At 67.1% G+C, this 18,089-nt stretch carries 12 protein-coding genes and 1 tRNA gene; 2 read left to right on the top strand and 11 right to left on the bottom strand.

Annotated elements, in window-relative coordinates:
- Positions 1 to 114 precede the first annotated feature (114 nt).
- A tRNA-Arg gene (locus EOJ32_RS13755) sits at positions 115 to 191 on the top strand.
- A gap of 169 nt (positions 192 to 360) precedes the next feature.
- On the opposite strand, the gene EOJ32_RS13760 is transcribed toward EOJ32_RS13755, so the two are convergent.
- From EOJ32_RS13760 to EOJ32_RS13800, 9 genes are all read right to left on the bottom strand, one after another.
- A complete protein-coding gene (locus EOJ32_RS13760; protein WP_127898946.1) occupies positions 361 to 1,752 on the bottom strand; it encodes a M20 family metallopeptidase in 1,392 nt (463 codons plus the stop codon).
- The gene (locus tag EOJ32_RS13765) at positions 1,749 to 2,510 is read right to left on the bottom strand and encodes an ABC transporter ATP-binding protein (protein WP_127898947.1); all 762 of its coding nucleotides are present in this window, start codon (positions 2,508 to 2,510) and stop codon (positions 1,749 to 1,751) included. The genes EOJ32_RS13760 and EOJ32_RS13765 overlap by 4 nt, the downstream gene beginning before the upstream one ends.
- Before the next feature lies 1 nt (position 2,511).
- Entirely contained in the window at positions 2,512 to 3,366 is an 855-nt protein-coding gene (locus tag EOJ32_RS13770) for an ABC transporter ATP-binding protein (RefSeq protein WP_046001011.1), read from the bottom strand.
- Entirely contained in the window at positions 3,363 to 4,271 is a 909-nt protein-coding gene (nikC, locus tag EOJ32_RS13775; protein WP_127898948.1) for a nickel transporter permease, read from the bottom strand. The genes EOJ32_RS13770 and nikC overlap by 4 nt, the downstream gene beginning before the upstream one ends.
- Positions 4,268 to 5,338, bottom strand: a complete 1,071-nt coding sequence (locus EOJ32_RS13780) for an ABC transporter permease (protein ID WP_127898949.1) — start codon at positions 5,336 to 5,338, stop codon at positions 4,268 to 4,270. The genes nikC and EOJ32_RS13780 overlap by 4 nt, the downstream gene beginning before the upstream one ends.
- A complete protein-coding gene (locus EOJ32_RS13785) occupies positions 5,339 to 6,937 on the bottom strand; it encodes an ABC transporter substrate-binding protein (protein ID WP_240542442.1) in 1,599 nt (532 codons plus the stop codon). It abuts the gene before it with no gap.
- Positions 6,938 to 7,054: 117 nt separating this feature from the next.
- Positions 7,055 to 8,029 carry a diguanylate cyclase gene (locus EOJ32_RS13790; RefSeq protein WP_205963151.1) on the bottom strand — a complete coding sequence of 325 codons (975 nt, stop codon included), beginning with the start codon at positions 8,027 to 8,029 and terminating at the stop codon, positions 7,055 to 7,057.
- Positions 8,030 to 8,031: 2 nt separating this feature from the next.
- Positions 8,032 to 10,854, bottom strand: a complete 2,823-nt coding sequence (locus tag EOJ32_RS13795; RefSeq protein ID WP_127898951.1) for a response regulator — start codon at positions 10,852 to 10,854, stop codon at positions 8,032 to 8,034.
- Positions 10,851 to 11,222 (bottom strand): hypothetical protein, encoded by a 372-nt coding sequence (locus tag EOJ32_RS13800; protein ID WP_127898952.1) that lies wholly within the window; start codon positions 11,220 to 11,222, stop codon positions 10,851 to 10,853. The genes EOJ32_RS13795 and EOJ32_RS13800 overlap by 4 nt, the downstream gene beginning before the upstream one ends.
- Before the next feature lie 907 nt (positions 11,223 to 12,129).
- Between EOJ32_RS13800 and EOJ32_RS13805 the strand changes: the two genes are divergently transcribed.
- Positions 12,130 to 13,155 (top strand): tartrate dehydrogenase, encoded by a 1,026-nt coding sequence (locus EOJ32_RS13805; protein WP_127898953.1) that lies wholly within the window; start codon positions 12,130 to 12,132, stop codon positions 13,153 to 13,155.
- 1,412 nt (positions 13,156 to 14,567) lie between these two features.
- Here the strand turns inward: EOJ32_RS13805 and EOJ32_RS13810 are convergent.
- Complete coding sequence (locus EOJ32_RS13810) at positions 14,568 to 15,569, bottom strand: TerC family protein (protein WP_045983577.1); 1,002 nt, start codon at positions 15,567 to 15,569, stop codon at positions 14,568 to 14,570.
- Between the two features lie 200 nt (positions 15,570 to 15,769).
- Complete coding sequence (locus tag EOJ32_RS13815) at positions 15,770 to 18,019, bottom strand: methyl-accepting chemotaxis protein (protein WP_127898954.1); 2,250 nt, start codon at positions 18,017 to 18,019, stop codon at positions 15,770 to 15,772.
- Positions 18,020 to 18,089: the final 70 nt, after the last annotated feature.

An 18,089-nucleotide genomic window follows, 5' to 3' on the forward strand; every position in this document is an offset into this window, starting at 1 on the left:
CCCAGCGGGCGCCGTTCCATCGTCATGGGATGGCCCTGCGCACAAGTTCGTGCTTGCCGGGGCGATTATGTCTGGATTGCCGATGCGCCTGCCGCTAAGAAAGGCCAGCCCGCGGGCCCCGTAGCTCAACTGGATAGAGCAATTGACTTCTAATCAATAGGTTGCAGGTTCGAATCCTGCCGGGGTCGCCATTTTCCGTTTTAGCTCAGACCCTTACCGCACCAATCGGTGCATCTTCTCCTGTCCATAAGGACAGGATGACGCCGCCGCAGACTTCAGACAAAAGAGGCTTATCGGCCGGGCGTCCTTGGTGGTTGGTTTAAAGAGTTCAGACGCCCGGCCGATCTGTCACCCCTGCGGTCAAGTGCCATCCGCGGGCGTCCCCAGATCCCACCACAGCCCCGCCATGATCGCCAGCGCCTGTCGCGACAGGCTTTGCAACGCATGTTCGTCGGGCGCGTGCTGACAGCAGCCGCGATAGGAATGGGGCACCCAGATCGTCGGCAGGCCCAGGATTTCCGCAAAACATTCGTTGGGCAGCGATCCGGCCAGGTTCGGCAGCAGATGCGGGTCCTGCCCGGTCGTCCGCCGGACCGACCCCGCGACCCGGCGCACCCAGTCATGGTCGGGCATCAGCCGCGTGGCATGGGCGGGATCGCCGTCCCGCGGCACGATGCGCACCGCGTGATGGCCGTGGCGGTCCAGGTGGCGACGCAGCGCCGGCAGGATGTCGTCCGGATCGGTCCCCACGACATAGCGCAGCTGGCAGGTCGCCCGCGCGCGGCCCGCGATGGCGTTCACGGGTGCGTCGGGCACACCGGCGGTCATCGCCAGCACCGCAAAACTGTTCCACCCAAAGGCGCGTTCGGTGGGTGTCAGCCCGACCTCTCCCCAGTCGGCATCGACCTGGGGGCCGCCCGCCTCGATCACCGGCAGGTCGCGCAGGGCGTCTCGCAGCGCGGGCGTTAGGCTGTCGGGGCGCCATTCCGGGACCTGGATCTGGCCGCGCCCGTCGCAGATCGTGGCCAGCGCATGGGCAAGGATCATCGCCGGATCGGCCAGAAGACCGCCCCAGTTGCCCGAATGATGCGCCCCCGGCCGCAGCTCCAGCACCAGGTCAAAGGCCAGCGCGGCGCGCGATCCCATGAACAGCGTCGGCACGTCGGACTGCAGGCGCGGGCCGTCGGACGCGATCAGCACATCGGCCGCCAGCGCATCGGCATGATCCCGGCAGACCTGGGCCAGGCCGGGCGATCCGGTCTCCTCGGACATCTCGAAGATGATCCGCATGTTGGAGCCCAGATGCCCGCGCGTATCGATGACCGCCTGCAGCGCGGCCAGGTTGATCAGGTGCTGCCCCTTGTTGTCGGCCGCGCCACGGCCATACAGGCGGTCACCCTCGGCGGTCAGGACAAATGGCGACAGCCCGTCGCGCCACTGGTCGGTCTGGGCGCGGACCACGTCGCCATGACCATAGGTCAGGACCGTGGTCAGGGCCGGATCCTCGATCCGTTCCGCGATCAGCAGGGGGCCGCCGCGCGGGTCGGGGTTGTCCAGCACCCGCGTGGCGAAACCCAGACCGGACAGGCGCGGTATCATCGCCTCGGTCAGATAGCGGTCCAGATGGGACCGCTGCGTCGGGTTCTGGCTTTCGGTCGGATGCGCCACCAGGGCCGCCAGATCGGCCTGGAATCCGCCCTGGTCGAAATAGCCTTCGGCGCGGGCGACCGCATCCTGTCGCGCATCGGTCATGGGCGAACCTCCGGGCGGTATCCGGCGGACGCCTCGATCAGGTGGGTGGTATAGGGCTGGGCGCCCTGCCCCGCCCGCAGATGGGACGCCGGCAGGATCTCGACGATGCGGCCGCGCTGCATCACGGCCAGCCGGTCGCACATATGGGCGATCACCGACAGGTCGTGGCTGACCATCAGATAGGTCAGCCCGTGTTCGTCGCGCAGATCGGCCAGCAGGTTCAAGATCTCGGCCTGGACGCTGACGTCCAGCGCGCTGGTCGGCTCGTCCAGCAGCAACAGGCGCGGCTCCGCCGCCAAGGCGCGGGCGATCGCCACGCGCTGACGCTGTCCCCCGGACAGCTGGTGCGGATAGCGGAAGCGGAACCCCCGGCCCAGACCCACGTCGTCCAGCAGCTTGACGATGCGCTGGTCGATCCGGTCCATGCCCTGCAGACGCAGGGTTTCCGCCAGGACGGCATCGACGGAATGGCGCGGATGCAGGCTGGCATAGGGGTCCTGGAACACCATCTGGACGGTGCGAAAGAACGCCCGGTCGCGCCGCTCTCCCTTCTGAGCCTGACCGTCGACCGCGATCCGGCCGGACCAGCCGGGGATCAGACCTGCGATGGCGCGCAGGATGGTCGACTTGCCCGAACCGCTTTCGCCGACCAGGCCAAAGCTTTCGCCCTGCGCCACGTCGAAGGCCGCATCGTGGACGGCGGTGACGCGGTCGGGCTCCTGCCCGAACCAAACGGTCAGATCGGCAACGCTCAGCATCTCAGGGGCCTTTCACGACGGGGTCGCGCCAGCTGTCCTGGCGCTGGAGGACCGACAGGCGCGACACCGGCGCGTCCAGCCGCGGCAGGCTGTCCAGAAGCCCGCGGGTATAGGGGTGCTGCGCCCGGTGCAGGTCGCGGGCGGGCAGCGTCTCGACCACGCGGCCGGCATACATGATCAGCACGCGGTCGCAGAACTGCGCCACCAGGTTCAGGTCGTGGCTGATGAAGATCAGTCCCATGCCCCGGTCGCGGACCAGCCGGTCCATGATGTGCAGCACCTCGGTCCGGACCGACACGTCCAACGCGCTGGTCGGTTCGTCCGCGATCAGGATCTGCGGGTCGGGGGCCAGCATCATGGCGATCATGATGCGCTGACCCATGCCGCCCGACACCTCGTGGGGATAGCTGTCCATGACGCGTTCGGGGTCGCGGATCTGCACGGCCTCAAGCATCTCCAGGGCCTTCGCGCGGGCGGCGGCGCGGGGCGCGCGGGCGTGCAGGCGATAGGCCTCGATGATCTGCTGGCCCACGGTCATCACCGGGTTCAGGCTGAACTTGGGGTCCTGCATGACCATGCTGATGCGCCCGCCGCGGACGCTGCGCATCTGCCGGTCGGGCAGGTTCAGGATGGACTGGCCCTCCAGCTCCATCCGGGCGGCCTCGACCCGGCCGGGCGGACGCACCAGGCCCAGGATCGCGCGGCCGGTCATGGACTTGCCCGACCCGCTTTCGCCCACGACGCCAAGGCGTTCGCGGCCAAGGTCGAAATCGATGCCGCGCACGGCCTGAAACTCGCCCTGCCGGGTCGGGAAGGTGACGCGCAGGTCGCGCACGGACAGAAGAGGTTCGGTCACGACTTGTCTCCCTTGGGGTCCAGCACGTCGCGCAGCCCGTCACCCAGCAGGTTGAAGGCCATCGACACCAGGAAGATCGCGATGCCCGGCATGGCGGCGACCCACCAGAAATCCAGGATATAGCCCCGCCCGCCCGAGATCATCGCACCCCATTCGGGCAGCGGCGGCTGTGCGCCGAGGCCCAGAAAGCCCAGGCCCGCCGCCGACAGGATGATCCCAGCCATGTCCAGCGCCACCCGCACGATCAGCGACGACAGGCACAGGGGCCAGATGTGGCGGATCAGCAGGCGCAGCCGCCCCGCCCCCTGCAGGCGCGCGGCGGCGATGAAGTCGGCGTTGCGGATGGTCAGCGTCTCGGCCCGCGCCAGGCGCGCATAGGGCGGCCAGGCGGTCAGCGCCAACGCCAGCACCGCGTTGCCGATGCTGGGCCCCAGGGCCGCGACGAAGGCCAGCGCCAGGATCAGCTTGGGGAAGGCCAGGAAAATGTCGGTCACCCGCATCAGCACTTGGTCCACCCAGCCCCCGGCGAACCCCGCCACCGTGCCGATCAGCAGCCCGATGACCGGCGCGATCAGCGCGACCGTGCCCACGATGAACAGCGTGATACGCGAGCCGTGGATCAGCCGCGAGAGGATGTCGCGCCCCAAGGCGTCGGTGCCCAGCCAATGCGTGGCCGACGGCGGCTGCAGCCGGTCGGCCAGGTTCTGGGCATAGGGGTCCTGCGGCGCGATCCAGGGTGCCAGGATCGCCATGCCGATCAGCAGCACCAGGATGATCAGCCCGACCATCGCCAGCTTGTTGGCGCGGAAGGTCAGCCAGCCCTGATAGATCGCGCCAAGCCGCGCCTGGCGGCGGGTCTGGGGCGCGTCGGACAGCAACCAATCGCGGCGTGTCATGGCGCTCATGTCGACCTCGGATCCAGGAAACGGTACAGGATGTCGCTGAACAGGTTCAGCACGACGAAGCACACGCCCACGACCACCGTTCCGCCCAGCACCGCGTTCATGTCGCCCGACAAAAGGCCGCGGGTGATATAGCTGCCCAGGCCCGGCCAGGTGAAGATGATCTCGGTCAGGACCGACCCTTCCAGCAGAGAGCCGAAGGACAGCGCGATGACCGTCACCAGCGGGATCGCGATGTTGCGGAAGGCGTGGCCCCAGATGACGGCGCGTTCGGACAGGCCCTTGACCCGGGCGGTGGTGATGTATTCCGCCGACAGCTGTTCCAGCATGAAGCTGCGCGTCATGCGGCTGATATAGGCCAGCGAATAATAGCCCAGCAGGCTGGCCGGCAGGATGATGTGAGAGAACGCGTCGCGGAATGCGGCCCAGTCCCCGGCGATCAGGCTGTCGACCAGGATCATGCCGGTCACGTTCGGCACCATCCCGTCATAGATGATCCCCTGCCGCCCCGGCCCCCCGACCCAACCCAGCATGCCATAGAAGATCAACAGGCCCATCAGTCCCAGCCAGAAGATCGGCATCGAATAGCCAACCAGCGCTACGACGCGGGCAACCTGGTCGATGACGCCGCCGCGCCGCGCCGCCGCGATCACGCCCAGGGGCACGCCGATCACGACGCCGATGAATGTCCCCAGGGCCGCCAGTTCGAAGGTCGCGGGAAAGACGCGGGCGATGTCCTGTGCCACCGGCTGCCCGGTGGAGATGGAGCGCCCGAAATCGCCGCGCAGCACGTCGCCCACATAGGACAGGAACTGCACGATCAGCGGCTGATCCAGACCCATCGCCACATAGGCGGCGTCGTACTGGGCCTGGGTGGCGCGGTCGCCCACCACCTTCAGCACCGGGTCGATCGGCATGACCCGCCCGATGATGAAGGTGACCAGCAGCAGCCCCAAGAGCGTCAGCGCCAGCGACAGGACGGTCCCCGCCACGCTGCGCACGCGCCTGCGGGTCAGGGCGCGGCGCCGCGACGGTGCGGTCGCGGCGCCGGTCGGATCGGTCGGGGCCATTTATTCGCTCTTCGTCACCTGACGATACATGACCGACGAAATGGCGCCGCCGCTCCACCAGTTCTGGACGCCGTCGCGCAGGCCGACCTGTTCGATGCGCTGGAACAGCGGCACGATCGGGGCCTCGGCCTGGTACTGGCGCTGGATGTCCTGGTACATCGCGGCGCGGGCGTCGGCGTCCTGCTCCAGGGTGGCTGCGACAGTGGCCTCGTTCATCTCGGCCGGCACCTCATAGGCGTTGCGCCAGGCCAGCAGGCCCACGGCCGCCGCCTCGTCGCTGTTGTCGGGGTTATAGGCGAAGGTCGCGGCATTAGTGTTCGGGTCCGAGTAATCCGGCCCCCATTCGCCCAGGAAGATCGGAACCTCGCGGGCGCGATAGGCGTCCAGCACCTGCGCGCCGGTCATCTGCTCGATCTCCAGGGTCAGGCCGACCTGGGCCATCGACGCCTGCAGGGTCTGGGCCACGTCCACGTATTCGCGCAGGTCGCGCACGCGGGTGGTGATGGTGCCGCCCTCGATCCCCGCATCGGTCAGGATCTGGCGGGCCTTCTCCACGTCATAGGTCCAGGATTGCTCGTCCAGCACGCCCAAATAGCCCTGGGGCAGGAAGGTCTGGTGGGTGACGAACTGACCCTTCAGGAAGCTGCCGGTGATGCCCTCGTAATCGACGAGGTGCTTCATCGCCTCGACAACGGCGGGGTTCGACAGCAGTTCGTCCTTCTGGTTCAGGCCCATGTAGAGGATACGGCCGCGCGGCTCGTCCTGGATGGTCACGCCCTCGACCGCGGCGATGGATTCCACGTCCGTCGGCGTCAGGTTGCGCGCCACGTCGATGTCGCCCTGCTCCAGCAGCAGCCGTTGCGCGCTGGATTCGGCGACGTTGCGCACGATCACGCGCTTCATCTCGGGGGCGCCCTGCCAGTATTCCTCATAGGCGGTCAGCTGCACCGCCTCGTTCGGACGCCAGGCCGACAGCACATAGGCGCCCGACCCGGCCTCGTTCGTGTTCAGCCAGGCATTGCCCATGTCGCCGTCGACCTCGTTGGCCATGACGGTCTTCATGTCGACCACGCTGGCGATGTTGGCGGTCAGGCAGTTCAGCACGAAGGTCGGCGCATAGGGCTTGTCCATCGTCAGCGTCAGCGTGTTGCCGTCGGCGGTGATCATCTGATCGACGTTGTCGGCGGTAAAGCCGAACTGGGTCAGGATGAAGGCCGGGGTCTTGTCCAGCTTGACCGCGCGCTGCAGCGACCAGGCGGCGTCCGCGGCGCGCACGGGGTTGCCGGAATGGAAGGTCGCATCCTCGCGCAGCGTGAAGGTGATGGACAGGCCGTCCTCGGACACCGCCCATTCGGTCGCAAGGCTGGGCTGGAAGCCCGCGTCCGGGTCCAGCGGATTGAAATCGACCAGCCGGTCATAGGTGTTGTTGTTGACGTCGTTGCCCGCGAATTCGAAGCTTACCGCCGGGTCCAGGCTGATGATGTCGTCGATCGTGTGGGCCACGACCAGGGTGTCGGCCGGCGTCTCGGCCCAGGCCGCGGGTGCAAGCGCCAGCGCCGAGGCCAGAAGCATGGCGCGCATGGTCAGGGGATATGTCATGTGAGGTTCCTGTCGGTGATCGGCCCCCGCTGTGTCGCGGGGTTGCATGTCATGCAGCCTGCCGCAGGCCCGTCCGGCATTCAATGCCAATCTGACGGCCTGCCCGACGGGAAGGGCCTAGCCCGCCCTGACATCCCCGACGACCGGCCCGTCCAGCGCGGACGCGTCGCGCAGCGGGTGATCGGCGCTCATCACCTGCCCGCTGACGCGGTTCCGCCCGGCCAGCTTGCTGCGATACAGCATCCGGTCGGCCCCGGTCAGCCAGAAGGCGTTGTCGCTGCCCATGTCGCAACGCCCCGACGCCACGCCGATGCTGATCGTCACCACCTGCCCCACCTGCGACGCGCGGTGCGGGATGGCCAGCGCCTCGACACCGGCGCGCATCGTCTCGGCCAGGTGAAGGGCGCCGTCCAGGTCGGTGCCGGGCAGGATGCAGGCGAACTCCTCGCCGCCGTAGCGCGCGCACAGGTCGCCCGACCGGCGGATCGACTGCGCCAGCGCCTGCGACACGGCCTTGAGGCAGATGTCCCCCTCGGGGTGGCCATAGCTGTCGTTGAAGCCCTTGAAGTGATCGATATCCAGCATCAGCACCGCGATCAGACCGCCGTCGCGCGCCTGCCGGTGCAGCTCCGCCTGCAGGCGGCGTTCCAGCATGCGCCGGTTGGCCAGCCCCGTCAGCGGATCGCGCAGCGCCTGTTCGGTCAACTGGTCGCGCATCCGCTTCATCTGGACGTGGTTGCGCACGCGCCGCTGCAGGGCGGCCGGGCGGACCGGCTTGGTGACATAGTCGATCGCACCGACCGCCAACCCGCGCAACTCGGCCTCGTCATCGCCCAGGGCGGTGGCGAAGATCACCGGAATGTCGCTGAGCAGCGGGTCGGCCTTGAAGATGCGGCACAGCTGATAGCCGTCCATGCCGGGCATCACCACGTCCAGCAGGATCAGGTCCGGCCTGCTTTCGCGGGCCACCTGCACGGCCTGTTCGCCGGACAGGGCAAAGCAGATCTCGTATTCGTCCTCCAGCACGGCGGTGACGATCTCGATGTTGGCGGGTTCGTCGTCGATCACAAGGATGACGGGGCGGTTGTCCATGTTCATATCCCTGGTTGACCGGTGTCGGGGTGGGGGCGGTTCAGCAGCGCATCCGCCGCGGCATAATCCAGCCGCAGCAGCGCGCGGCGCACGGGATGGTCGTCCATCGCCATGCGGTCCAGCTGCAGCGCCTCGGCCAGCGCGTCAAAGCTGGCACGGGCGGCCATGCTGCGACGGCGGACCTGGTCGCGCAGATGGCCGCGCAGCTGGGCGATCCGCGCGCTGTCGCCGGCCGGGGTGGGCGGCGACGCGGCCGCGTGGGACGTGCCCGCCGCCGCCGTCAGGCTGTCGGCGGCGGCGATCGCTGCAGCCAGCGGGCCGGACAGCTGCGCCAACAGCGCGTCGATGCCGGTCGTGTCATCGGCCTGCAGAAACGCCTCGATCTGCCTGGCAAGGGCCGCGATCCGGGGCAGCTCCAGCGAGGCCGCGACCCCCTTCAGGGTATGGGCGGCGCGATGCGCGTCCTGGCGTCGTCCGTCGGCGATCAGCTGTGCGATCTGCGCGACAGCATCGCGGTTCCCTTCGGCAAAGGACAGGATCAGGCGGCGCAGCAGCGGCCGCTTGCCGTTCACCCGCGCCAGCGCGGCGGGGATGTCGAAGGGCGGCAGGTGGTCGGGCAGGTCCGCGGCGCCAACCCCCTCGGCCCGCGGGGCCGGGGCGGCGGCGGTGGGCACGATCCGCATGTGCCGTGCCAGCACCGCGATCAGGCGCGCGGGATCGACGGGCTTGGTCACGTGATCGCACATCCCCGCCTGCATGCAGGCGCGGCGTTCGTCGTCATAGGCATGCGCGGTCAGCGCGATGATGGGCAGGGCCTCGGCCGTGTGCGTCAGGCGGATCTGCCGCGTGGCGGTCAGCCCGTCCATCTCCGGCATCTGCATGTCCATCAGCACGGCGGCATAGCCCGCCGCACCGGCCTCGACCATCCGGCAGGCGACAAGCCCGTTCTCGGCGCAATCGACCAGCAGGCCCGCATCGCCCAAAAGCGCGACCGCGATCTCCTGGTTGATCGGATTGTCCTCGACCAGCAGCACGCGTTGACCGCGCATCGCCTCGGGCAGCACGGGGGCGGCGGGCAGGTCGGGCGCGACCTTGGGGACATGGCGTTCGGCCAGCCCGGGCAGCTGCTTGAGCGCATCCAGCAGGTTGCGCGCGTTGATGGGCTTGGCCAGGAACAGGTCGATCGTCTCTCCGCCGGCCTCGGCCATGACGGCGTCGACGCCGTGCGCGGTCATCACCATCGTGGCGGGCATCCGCCGTAGATCCACCCGCCGCAGCGCGCGCAGCGTCTGCAGCCCGTCCAGATCGGGCATCTTCCAGTCCAGGATCACCAGGTCATAGGGATGCCCCCGCTGATCCGCCGCCTGCACCATGTCCAGCGCCGCGCGGCCCGAGGGCGCCAGGATCACCCGGATCTGCCAGCGGGCAAAGATCGCCTCCAGCATCTTCAGCGCGATGGGGCTGTCATCCGCGATCAGGATGCGCAGGGCGCGGATCGCGCTGCAGGGCAGGATCGCCTCGGCGGCGTCCACCTGTCCGATCCCCAGGCACAGCGAGAAGGTGAACCGGCTGCCCTGCCCCGGCACGCTCTCCGCGCGGATCCAGCCGTCCATCTGCTGGACGATCTGCTTGCAGATCGCCAGCCCCAGCCCCGTCCCCCCGAACCGCCGCGTGGTCGAGCTGTCGGCCTGCGTGAACGGCGTGAACAGCCGGCCTACCTGGTCGGGCGTCATGCCGATGCCGCAATCGCTGACCGAGATCTCGACCCGGGCCTGGTCGTCCTGCCGTTCGACCAGGCGGGCGGTCAGCACGATCTCCCCATCCTCGCTGAACTTGGTGGCGTTGCTCAACAGGTTCAGCAGCACCTGGTTCAGGCGCAGCTCGTCCCCGACCAGCATCTCGGGCAGGCGTTCGTCAATCTCCTGGCGCAAGGTCAGGCGGCGGGCGGCCATGGTGTCGGCCACCATCTGGACCTGGCATGACATCGCCGAGCGCAGGTCGAAGGGCCGCACCTCAAGGGTCAGCGCCCCCGCCTCGTTCTTGGAAAAGTCCAGCAGGTCGTTGATCAGACGCAACAGGACGCCCCCCGCGGTGCTGATCCGGCTGACATGCTCGCGCTGGCGCGGTTCCAGCGTGGTTCGCTGGACCAGGTGGCAAAAGCCCAGGATGGCGTTGATGGGGGTGCGGATCTCGTGGCTCATGTTGGCCAGAAACATGCTCTTTGTGCGGTTCGCCTCCTCGGCTTCGCGGGTGCGTTCCTCCAGCGCGGCGCTTTTTGCCACGATCTCGTCGCTCATTTTGCCGATGCGGTCGAAGGACTGGACGACCTTGTCGCTGACCCAGACCAGAACAGCGGTCTGAAACGCCACGATGGCCCCGTGCAGCAGCACCCGCGCCACGTCGCCGTCGGTCGAGAACACGGCATTCGGCAGCAGATAGAACAGCACCAGATGATGCACGGTGATCGCTGCCGCCGACATGATCAGGGCCGACCGGTCGAACCATGCCAGGTTCAGCGCCAGCACGGCATAGAAGTACATGTGCATGTCCATCTGCCAGGCGTGCCCCTCGAACGCCAGCAGGAACAGCGCAGGCTCGCCCACCAGGGCCACGGCGGCGATGTTGCGCGTCACCGGCCGGGTGCGGCGCAGCCTCCACAGCAGGTGGTAAAGCGCGGCAAGCCCCCCGCCCAGCGCCATCGCCGTAAGCGGTGACATGCTGCCCACCCACGCCGCGGCCAGGCCGATCACCGGGACATGCGCCCAGAACAGCGTGACCAGCATCCGGCCATAGCGCGCCCGCAGCGCGTTCAGTTCGACGTTCATCGTGCCCCCTCCGCGTCCGACGCGACGCATCCCAAAGATCCCGGCGCGGGCAGCACCAGCCATGCACCCCGCTGGCGGACGCGGTCCTCGAACCCCTCGTCGCCCGACAGCACGATCGACAGGCCAGGCAGCGCGCCAAAGGCGATCACCCCGCCCCCGGCGGCATGGACCAGGTCCAGAACCTGCGCCCGATGCAGGCCGGGACGGGTCATGACAAGGAACTGTCCCGGCGCGCCCGGGCGGGTCAATGCATGGCCCGCTAGCGCGACCAGCCCCGCCAGCGCCAGCGCCAGCGCCGGCAAAAGCGCGCCCAACGCACCCCCCTCGGTTTCGGGCGCCGTCATGTCGGCACCGGTTCCAGATGTCACGATGTGCTCCTGCCCTATCCTTGAAGTGCACAATATCCCGCAACGCGTCGTCCGTCCGCAGACCGGTCGAATGCAAGAATGTCCAAAACGATGCGGTTCATACGGAACCACCGGCGTCACCGTGCACCCACGGGGGGTCCGGGGGCGCGCAGCCCCCGGCCACCGCGGGACGCAATCCGCGTGCAACGGCCTTCGCAGACGGGCCGTCGAACCCCGTCCCCGCCCGGCGCTGCCATGGCTGCCTAAAAATCATGGGACCAACCCGATCAGTCGCCCCGCACGCGTGTATTTCCCTATTCTGAGATGGGGCAGTGGCGGCAGGCCAGTCGATCGTCGCTGCATCTTGACGTCTGTGATCTCAAAAGCATCGCCCACCCGCGGGGTCGTGTGATCGACCGGCCCTCGCTTCCTGCGTGCTGCTCGTGCCCCGTACTCCCTCCACCGGATACCATAAGTGACAGTGCTGCCCCGCCCATCGCTTTCCGTGACGATGACTGCGGAATCCACGCGCGGTGCTCCGCTTAGGCGGTGGTCGGGCAATCAAGGATGTACAGCCCCGGACATCTCCGCGTCCCAGGCATTCCGGTCGAATGCGGCGCCTGACTGGCACTTCATCTGGAAGAGGGCTTTCGACGCCGTGCAGCTTTGACAACGCGGGTCAGGCCATGGACCTGTCGGCCTATCCGACCTAGGGTCCCTGCGCCGGCACGTTACACGCGCCCCGTCACCGGCCATGCGGCGGCTCCGGACAGGCACGGTCCGGATCAACCGCCATGGTCGCTGGTGCGATCATGCCCTGCCGGTCGGGACTGCGGGTAACTGGGCATCGGCAGCGATCCGGGCTGCACGGCCTGTCGCGAACGCGGCCAACACAAGACCGTGTTGAATGAAATCTGAGGAGCCTTCCATGACCCACCGCATCGCCCTGATCCCCGGAGACGGCATCGGCATTCCCGTGACCGAGGCCGCCCTGCGCGTCATGGAGGCCAGCGGCGCCGACATCGCGACCGAGAGCTTTCCCTGGTCCTGCGATCATTACCTGCAGCACGGCCGCATGATGCCCGAGGACGGGATCGAGACCTTGCGCGGCTTCGACGCCATCTTCCTGGGCGCGGTCGGCTGGCCCGCCCGCGTGCCAGATGCCGTGTCGCTGCACGGGCTGCTGCTGCCCATCCGCAAGGCCTTCGTCCAATACGCCAACATCCGCCCGCACCGGCTGCTGCCCGGCGTCGAGGGTCCGCTGAAGACCCGCGATTTCGACATCCTCTGCATCCGCGAGAACACCGAAGGCGAATATTCCGGCGCTGGCGGCCGCGTCCACCAGGGCACCCTGGACGAAGTCGCGGTCGAGACCTCGATCTTCACCCGCACGGGCGTTGAACGCATCCTGCGCTTCGGCTTCGAACAGGCGCAGGCGCGGCGGGGCAAGCTGGCCTCGGTCACCAAGTCGAACGCACAGCGCCACAGCATGGTCTTCTGGGACGAGGTCACCGACGAACTGGCCGCCGAATACCCGGACGTCGCTGTCACCCGCTACCACATCGACGCAATGTGCGCGCGGATGGTCATGGCCCCCGAGAGCCTGGACGTGGTCGTGGCCTCGAACCTCTTCGGCGACATCCTGACCGATCTGGGCGCGGCCATCCAGGGGGGCCTGGGCTTTGCGGCCTCGGCCAACATCGACCCGACGCGCCGCAACCCGTCGATGTTTGAACCGGTCCACGGCTCGGCCCCCGACATCGCGGATCAGGGCATCGCCAACCCGATGGCGGCGTTCTGGTCGGCGGCGATGATGCTGGACCACCTGGGCCAGACGGCCCCCGCCGCCCGCATCATGGCCGCACTGGAGGCCGCCACCGCCCGCGGCATCGGCACCCACCCGGGCCGCGACACCACCGACGCCATCACCACTGCCGTTCTGGCGCAGCTGTAAGGACTGCACCGACCCGCGCTCCCCGTCGGTCTCTACCGACCCAAACCCGGCGCTCCGGCGAGCGCTGACAGATGCGTGGGTCGGTGCCGATACCAGCGCCACAGAAGGTCCTGACCTTGCACCGAGCATTCCTTGGGCACAGTCGCGGTTATCGAACCGTCCATGGTTGAACGACGATGACTGGTGCCGCCCGTGCCAGCAGTCGCATATTTATGCAACTCACCGTTCTGCAGAGGCTTTCGCAAGACATTGTACCGGTAATTCCTAGGCGCCCTGCGCGGATTCTGGCGCTGCAGAAGAGCAAGTCATCATCTGAATTCCGGGTCTGGATTGCTGTTGATGCTAATCTCACGCCTTGGTTCGCTGAGGTGACCCATCGACGGATAGCCAGTTCCGTCCAGCCACGGTACTACGGCTAAGCGCGGATTCACAGTAGGACCGTTGACCAACGTGATGATCGACAAGATTGCTCCGGTCGTGCGTCGATAATGTTGGACAGTATGCTGCCCTGACAAACGGACATTATGGCAGTTGTAATTGTGCTTTTGGTGAAACGACGGAACACGACGTCCGGCGTCGTCGCACGTCGTGACAAACCTGCCAGAGGGCCTTGCCGTCATTCGGGCCGACAGTATGCAGCCAATAAACCGCCTTCGTCGGATTGACCTGTGTAAAGGCACGGTGGTGAACGATCAACGGATGCCTTCATTCCTACGCCTCTCGGCGGAGAAAGCATCCACGTTCTTGTCGAGGCGAGACTAATCAGTTGCACGGAGACCATGGCAGCGTAGCCGTCCTAACGACGCTACATGCATGCATATCACTTTTTTGGATAGCATGCTCTGTAGGCCTAACCAGCAAATTTCTGCATGGTCCGCGCGTTCCTCCCCTCCCCCGCAAAACCGACAGAAGGGCCGAATTTATAAAAAGCGGAACAGGAAAAAGCACCGCTGGAAACGTGTCTTATCCCATGATGCCGTCACCGGTTATCATAGAATTGTGCCGCAGCATCCATATTCACCCCGCGGTCTTGCTGGCGTCCAGCTACGGAATCGCGAGAGGACACTGACTTGTCGGAACTCGGATGTCGCCCGATAGCGTCACGAGTACGACTTACTTTGACGCCGAGAATGAAGCCTGGACCAGGGACGAAGCCGATCATCATGCTCGGAACCGATGCGACCGATTAAAGGCGATCTGAAATTACTGCCTAATGACGGCGGGATGAAATTTTTTCCCGGCTCGGTAATCTTGACGATTAGACTACATGGTACGATCACCCATGCGCGCCTTCTCTGCGTCCAAGACAGGTCACTGTGCGCGTTCGGAATGTTTCGTCATCACGCTATGGGAACAGCGGAACTTGCGCCGGCGGCCTTTCGGGCGCCGACGCGAAAAGCAGATGGTCCGGGTCAGTTCCGGTTCTCGCCGAAGGGCAGCGGTTCGGGAGACTGGCCGCGGGTCTTGGCCAGCGACACGACCACGCCCACCGTCAGGATGAAGAACGTGATCCCAAGCGACCAGGACGGCGGGAACTTCTCCCAGCCCATCAGGTCCGCGATGAAGATCTTGGAACCGATGAAGATCAGCAGGATCGACAGCGCGTATTTCAGATAGGCGAAGCGGTGCAGGATCGCGGCCAACGCGAAGTAAAGCGCCCGCAGGCCCAGGATCGCGAAGATGTTCGAGGTGTAGACCAGGTACGGGTCCGTGGTGATGGTGAACACCGCGGGAACCGAGTCGACGGCAAAGACAAGGTCCGCGATCTCGATCACGATCAGCGCCAGCAGCAGGGGCGTGGCCCAGCGGACCAGCTTGCCGGTCTTGGGATCAGGAATCTTGACCGTGAAGGCATGGCCGTGAAGCTCGTCCGTGACGCGCATGCGGCGGCGCAGCCAGTTCAGCGCCTTGTTGTCGGCCATGTCCGTGTGATCGTCGCTGGCAAACAGCATCTTGATGCCGGTGAAGATCAGGAAGGCCGCGAACAGGTACAGGACCCAGTGATAGTTCTCGACGATGGTCGCGCCCAGGCCGATCATGATGCCGCGCAGCAGGATCACTCCCAAGATGCCCCAGAACAGCACGCGGTGCTGGTATTCGCGCGGAATCGCGAAAAAGCTGAAGATCAGCGCGATGACGAAGATGTTGTCCATCGCCAATGTCTTCTCAACGATGAAGGCGGTCAGGTACTGCGCCGTGGCCTCCCCGCCCATCGTCCAGTAGATGAAGCCCGAAAAGGCGATGCCCAAGGTGATGTACATGGCCGACAGCTTGAGGCTTTCGGCGATCCCGATCTCATGGTCGTCCTTGTTCAGGACCCCCAGGTCGAATACCAGCAGGGCGATGACCAGCCCCATGAAAAGCAGCCACATCCAGATGGGCTTGCCCAAGAATTCGCTTAGAAGAAGTTCCACGATGCCCTCGCAAGACTGAAAATGTGCGGGGCAAGGGACGACGGAAGGGCCACCGATGCACCGAGCACGCTCGATGCGGTCCGACATCGCAGCCGATCGTGACGATCATGCTGCCAGAGGGGCCCGGTCCGCAGGGCGGCGTGTACCACGAATTGGCCGCCCGCACAAGCATGCGCTTATGCGGGCGGCGTCGCGCGGCATTAGAACTCCAGCATCTGCCCTCGACCGGCCGGGGCCGCGACCCGGATCGGACGCGCCTCGACCGCAAAGTCCGGTGCAAGCGACGGGCGTTGGGCGGGCGGTGCCTGATCGGTCACGGTGAACGCCCCCATCTCGGTCGACAGGACCTGGGCCTGCTGGCGCAGCGACATGGACGCCGCCGTCGCCTGTTCTGCCACCGCGGCATTCTGCTGGGTCACCTGGTCCAGCTGGTTCACGCCGCTGTTGATCTCGGACAGGCCGATGGACTGTTCGGCGGTGGCCAGGGCGATGGCCGCGATCTGTTCGGACACGTCCGACGCCTTCTGCAGGATGACCCCCAGGCTGTCGCCCGTCCGGCCCACAAGATCGGACCCGGTCCTGACCTGCGCCGCGCTCTGCGAGATCAGGCCACGCACCTCGCGCGCGGATTCCGCCGCGCGCTGCGCAAGGCCCCGCACCTCGGAGGCCACAACCGCAAAGCCGCGACCCGCCTCTCCGGCACGAGCGGCCTCGACGCCCGCGTTCAGGGCCAGCAGGTTGGTCTGGAACGCGATGTCGTCGATGACGCCGATGATGCGGGTGATCTGTTCCGACGACCGCTGGATGCCCTGCATGGCGGTGACCGCATCGGCCACGACGGCCGCGCTGGTCCGGGCGATGTCGCGGTTCTGGCCGCTGGCGCGCTCCGCCTCTCGGGCGCGTTCGGCGGTCTGGCGCAGGCTCTCGTTCATCTGGTTCAGGGCCGCGGCGGACTGTTCCAGCGTGGCGGCTTGGGTCTCGGCGCGGCTGGACAGCTCTCCGGCGGCCATGTTGATCTCGTCCGCGCCGCCGCGCACCTGGTTGGCGACGTCGGTGATGCGTCGGATCGTGTCCGACAGGCCGCCAACGACACCGTTGAACGCCAAGCGCAGCGAATCATAGCCCTGCGGAAAGGGATCATGCGCGGGGCTGGCGATCTGATGCGTCATATCGCCAGCCGCCAGCCGGTCCAGCCCGGTGCCGATCTCGCGCACGACGCGGGCCTGACGCTCGGCCTCGGCGCGGGCGTCGCGGTCGCGGGCGTCGCGCGCGGCCTCGGCCTCGGCCTCCAGACGCCGGGCAGTCAGCGCCCGGTCGCGGAACACCTGCATCGCCCCGGCCATCGCCCCAATCTCGTCGCCACGGCCGGCATGGGGGACCGGCGTCTCCAGATCACCATCCGCCAGACGGGTCATCGCCGCCGTCATCCCCTCGATCGGACGAGAGATGATCTGCGCGCCGAACCAGACGACGACCAGCGTTCCCAGCAGCATCAGCGCCGCGGTCAGCACTGCCCGGTCGCGCGTCTGGGTGACATGCGCCATCACGGTCGCGCGCGGCACATGCATCATCAGGGTCCAGCTTTCGTCCATGCCGGGAAAGGCGACAGACCCTGTCAGGACCATCGACTGTTGCCCGTCCACTTCGGCGTAGTGCATCGGTCCCGCCGCCATCAACGCCTGGTCCGCAGCCTGCACCGGCTGGCCCAGCAGCGCGCGGTCCTCATGCGCGATCCACAGCCCCCCAGAGCTGACCAGCCGCACGCGACCGTCGCCAAAGGGACGCAGCTCCTCGATCCGCGCCGACAGCCGGTCCAGCGATACGTCGCCGGTCAGCACGCCCACCAGCCGCGTGCCGTCGCGGACCACGCCGCTGACGGTGGTCATCAGGACCTCGGCGCCGTTCACGGGGTACAGATAGGGCGGCGTGATCAGGCTGCGATCCTCGCGCAGCGGCCGGTCGTACCAGCTGTCGGTCCCGGCCTCGGGGCGCATGTCCAACTGTTCGATGCCGATGCTTCCGTCAGGGGCGTAGAAGAAATACGGCACGAACCGCCCGGCGGCATCCGCATAGGGGCTGCCCAGATGGGCGCCATCCGGCCCAAGCGCGTCGGGTTCCAGCGCCAGCGTCATGCCGACCAGATCGGGACGCGTGCGCAGGATCGTCGTGACGATGGACGCCAGTGCGTCGCGATTTGCGGGATCGTCGGCGATCGCCCCCTCGATCCCGGCGACGCCGGTGCGGACAGTGTCGATGACGCTGGCGACCTCCTGCGCGATGGTCGCGGCATAGCCGGTCATCAGCGCGCTGGCATGCGCCTCGGATTCGCGAGCCGAATCGCGCGTCATCAGGCTTGTCGTCAGCGCGATCACGGCGACGATGGCAAAGGCGGTCAGCGCGGCGGCGGACAGGGCCAGCTTGGCGCGGATGGAGATGGAACGGAACGGCATGCTTGCCCCTCTCTTGGGGGTTGGTCGGGAAAGAGGTCTGTCTTGCCGGGATAGCAGCCACAGGTTTCCG

It is taken from the genome of Paracoccus sp. Arc7-R13, assembly GCF_004010775.1.
GTDB classification, from domain to species: Bacteria; Pseudomonadota; Alphaproteobacteria; order Rhodobacterales; family Rhodobacteraceae; genus Paracoccus; species Paracoccus marcusii.

Coding starts and splice junctions, on each gene's coding strand:
- EOJ32_RS13760 (WP_127898946.1), bottom strand. CDS start 1,752: ATGACCGATGCGCGACAGGATGCGGTCGCCCGCGCCGAAGGCTATTTC.
- EOJ32_RS13765 (WP_127898947.1), bottom strand. CDS start 2,510: ATGCTGAGCGTTGCCGATCTGACCGTTTGGTTCGGGCAGGAGCCCGAC.
- nikC (WP_127898948.1), bottom strand. CDS start 4,271: ATGAGCGCCATGACACGCCGCGATTGGTTGCTGTCCGACGCGCCCCAG.
- EOJ32_RS13780 (WP_127898949.1), bottom strand. CDS start 5,338: ATGGCCCCGACCGATCCGACCGGCGCCGCGACCGCACCGTCGCGGCGC.
- EOJ32_RS13785 (WP_240542442.1), bottom strand. CDS start 6,937: ATGACATATCCCCTGACCATGCGCGCCATGCTTCTGGCCTCGGCGCTG.
- EOJ32_RS13790 (WP_205963151.1), bottom strand. CDS start 8,029: ATGGACAACCGCCCCGTCATCCTTGTGATCGACGACGAACCCGCCAAC.
- EOJ32_RS13795 (WP_127898951.1), bottom strand. CDS start 10,854: ATGAACGTCGAACTGAACGCGCTGCGGGCGCGCTATGGCCGGATGCTG.
- EOJ32_RS13805 (WP_127898953.1), top strand. CDS start 12,130: ATGACCCACCGCATCGCCCTGATCCCCGGAGACGGCATCGGCATTCCC.
- EOJ32_RS13815 (WP_127898954.1), bottom strand. CDS start 18,019: ATGCCGTTCCGTTCCATCTCCATCCGCGCCAAGCTGGCCCTGTCCGCC.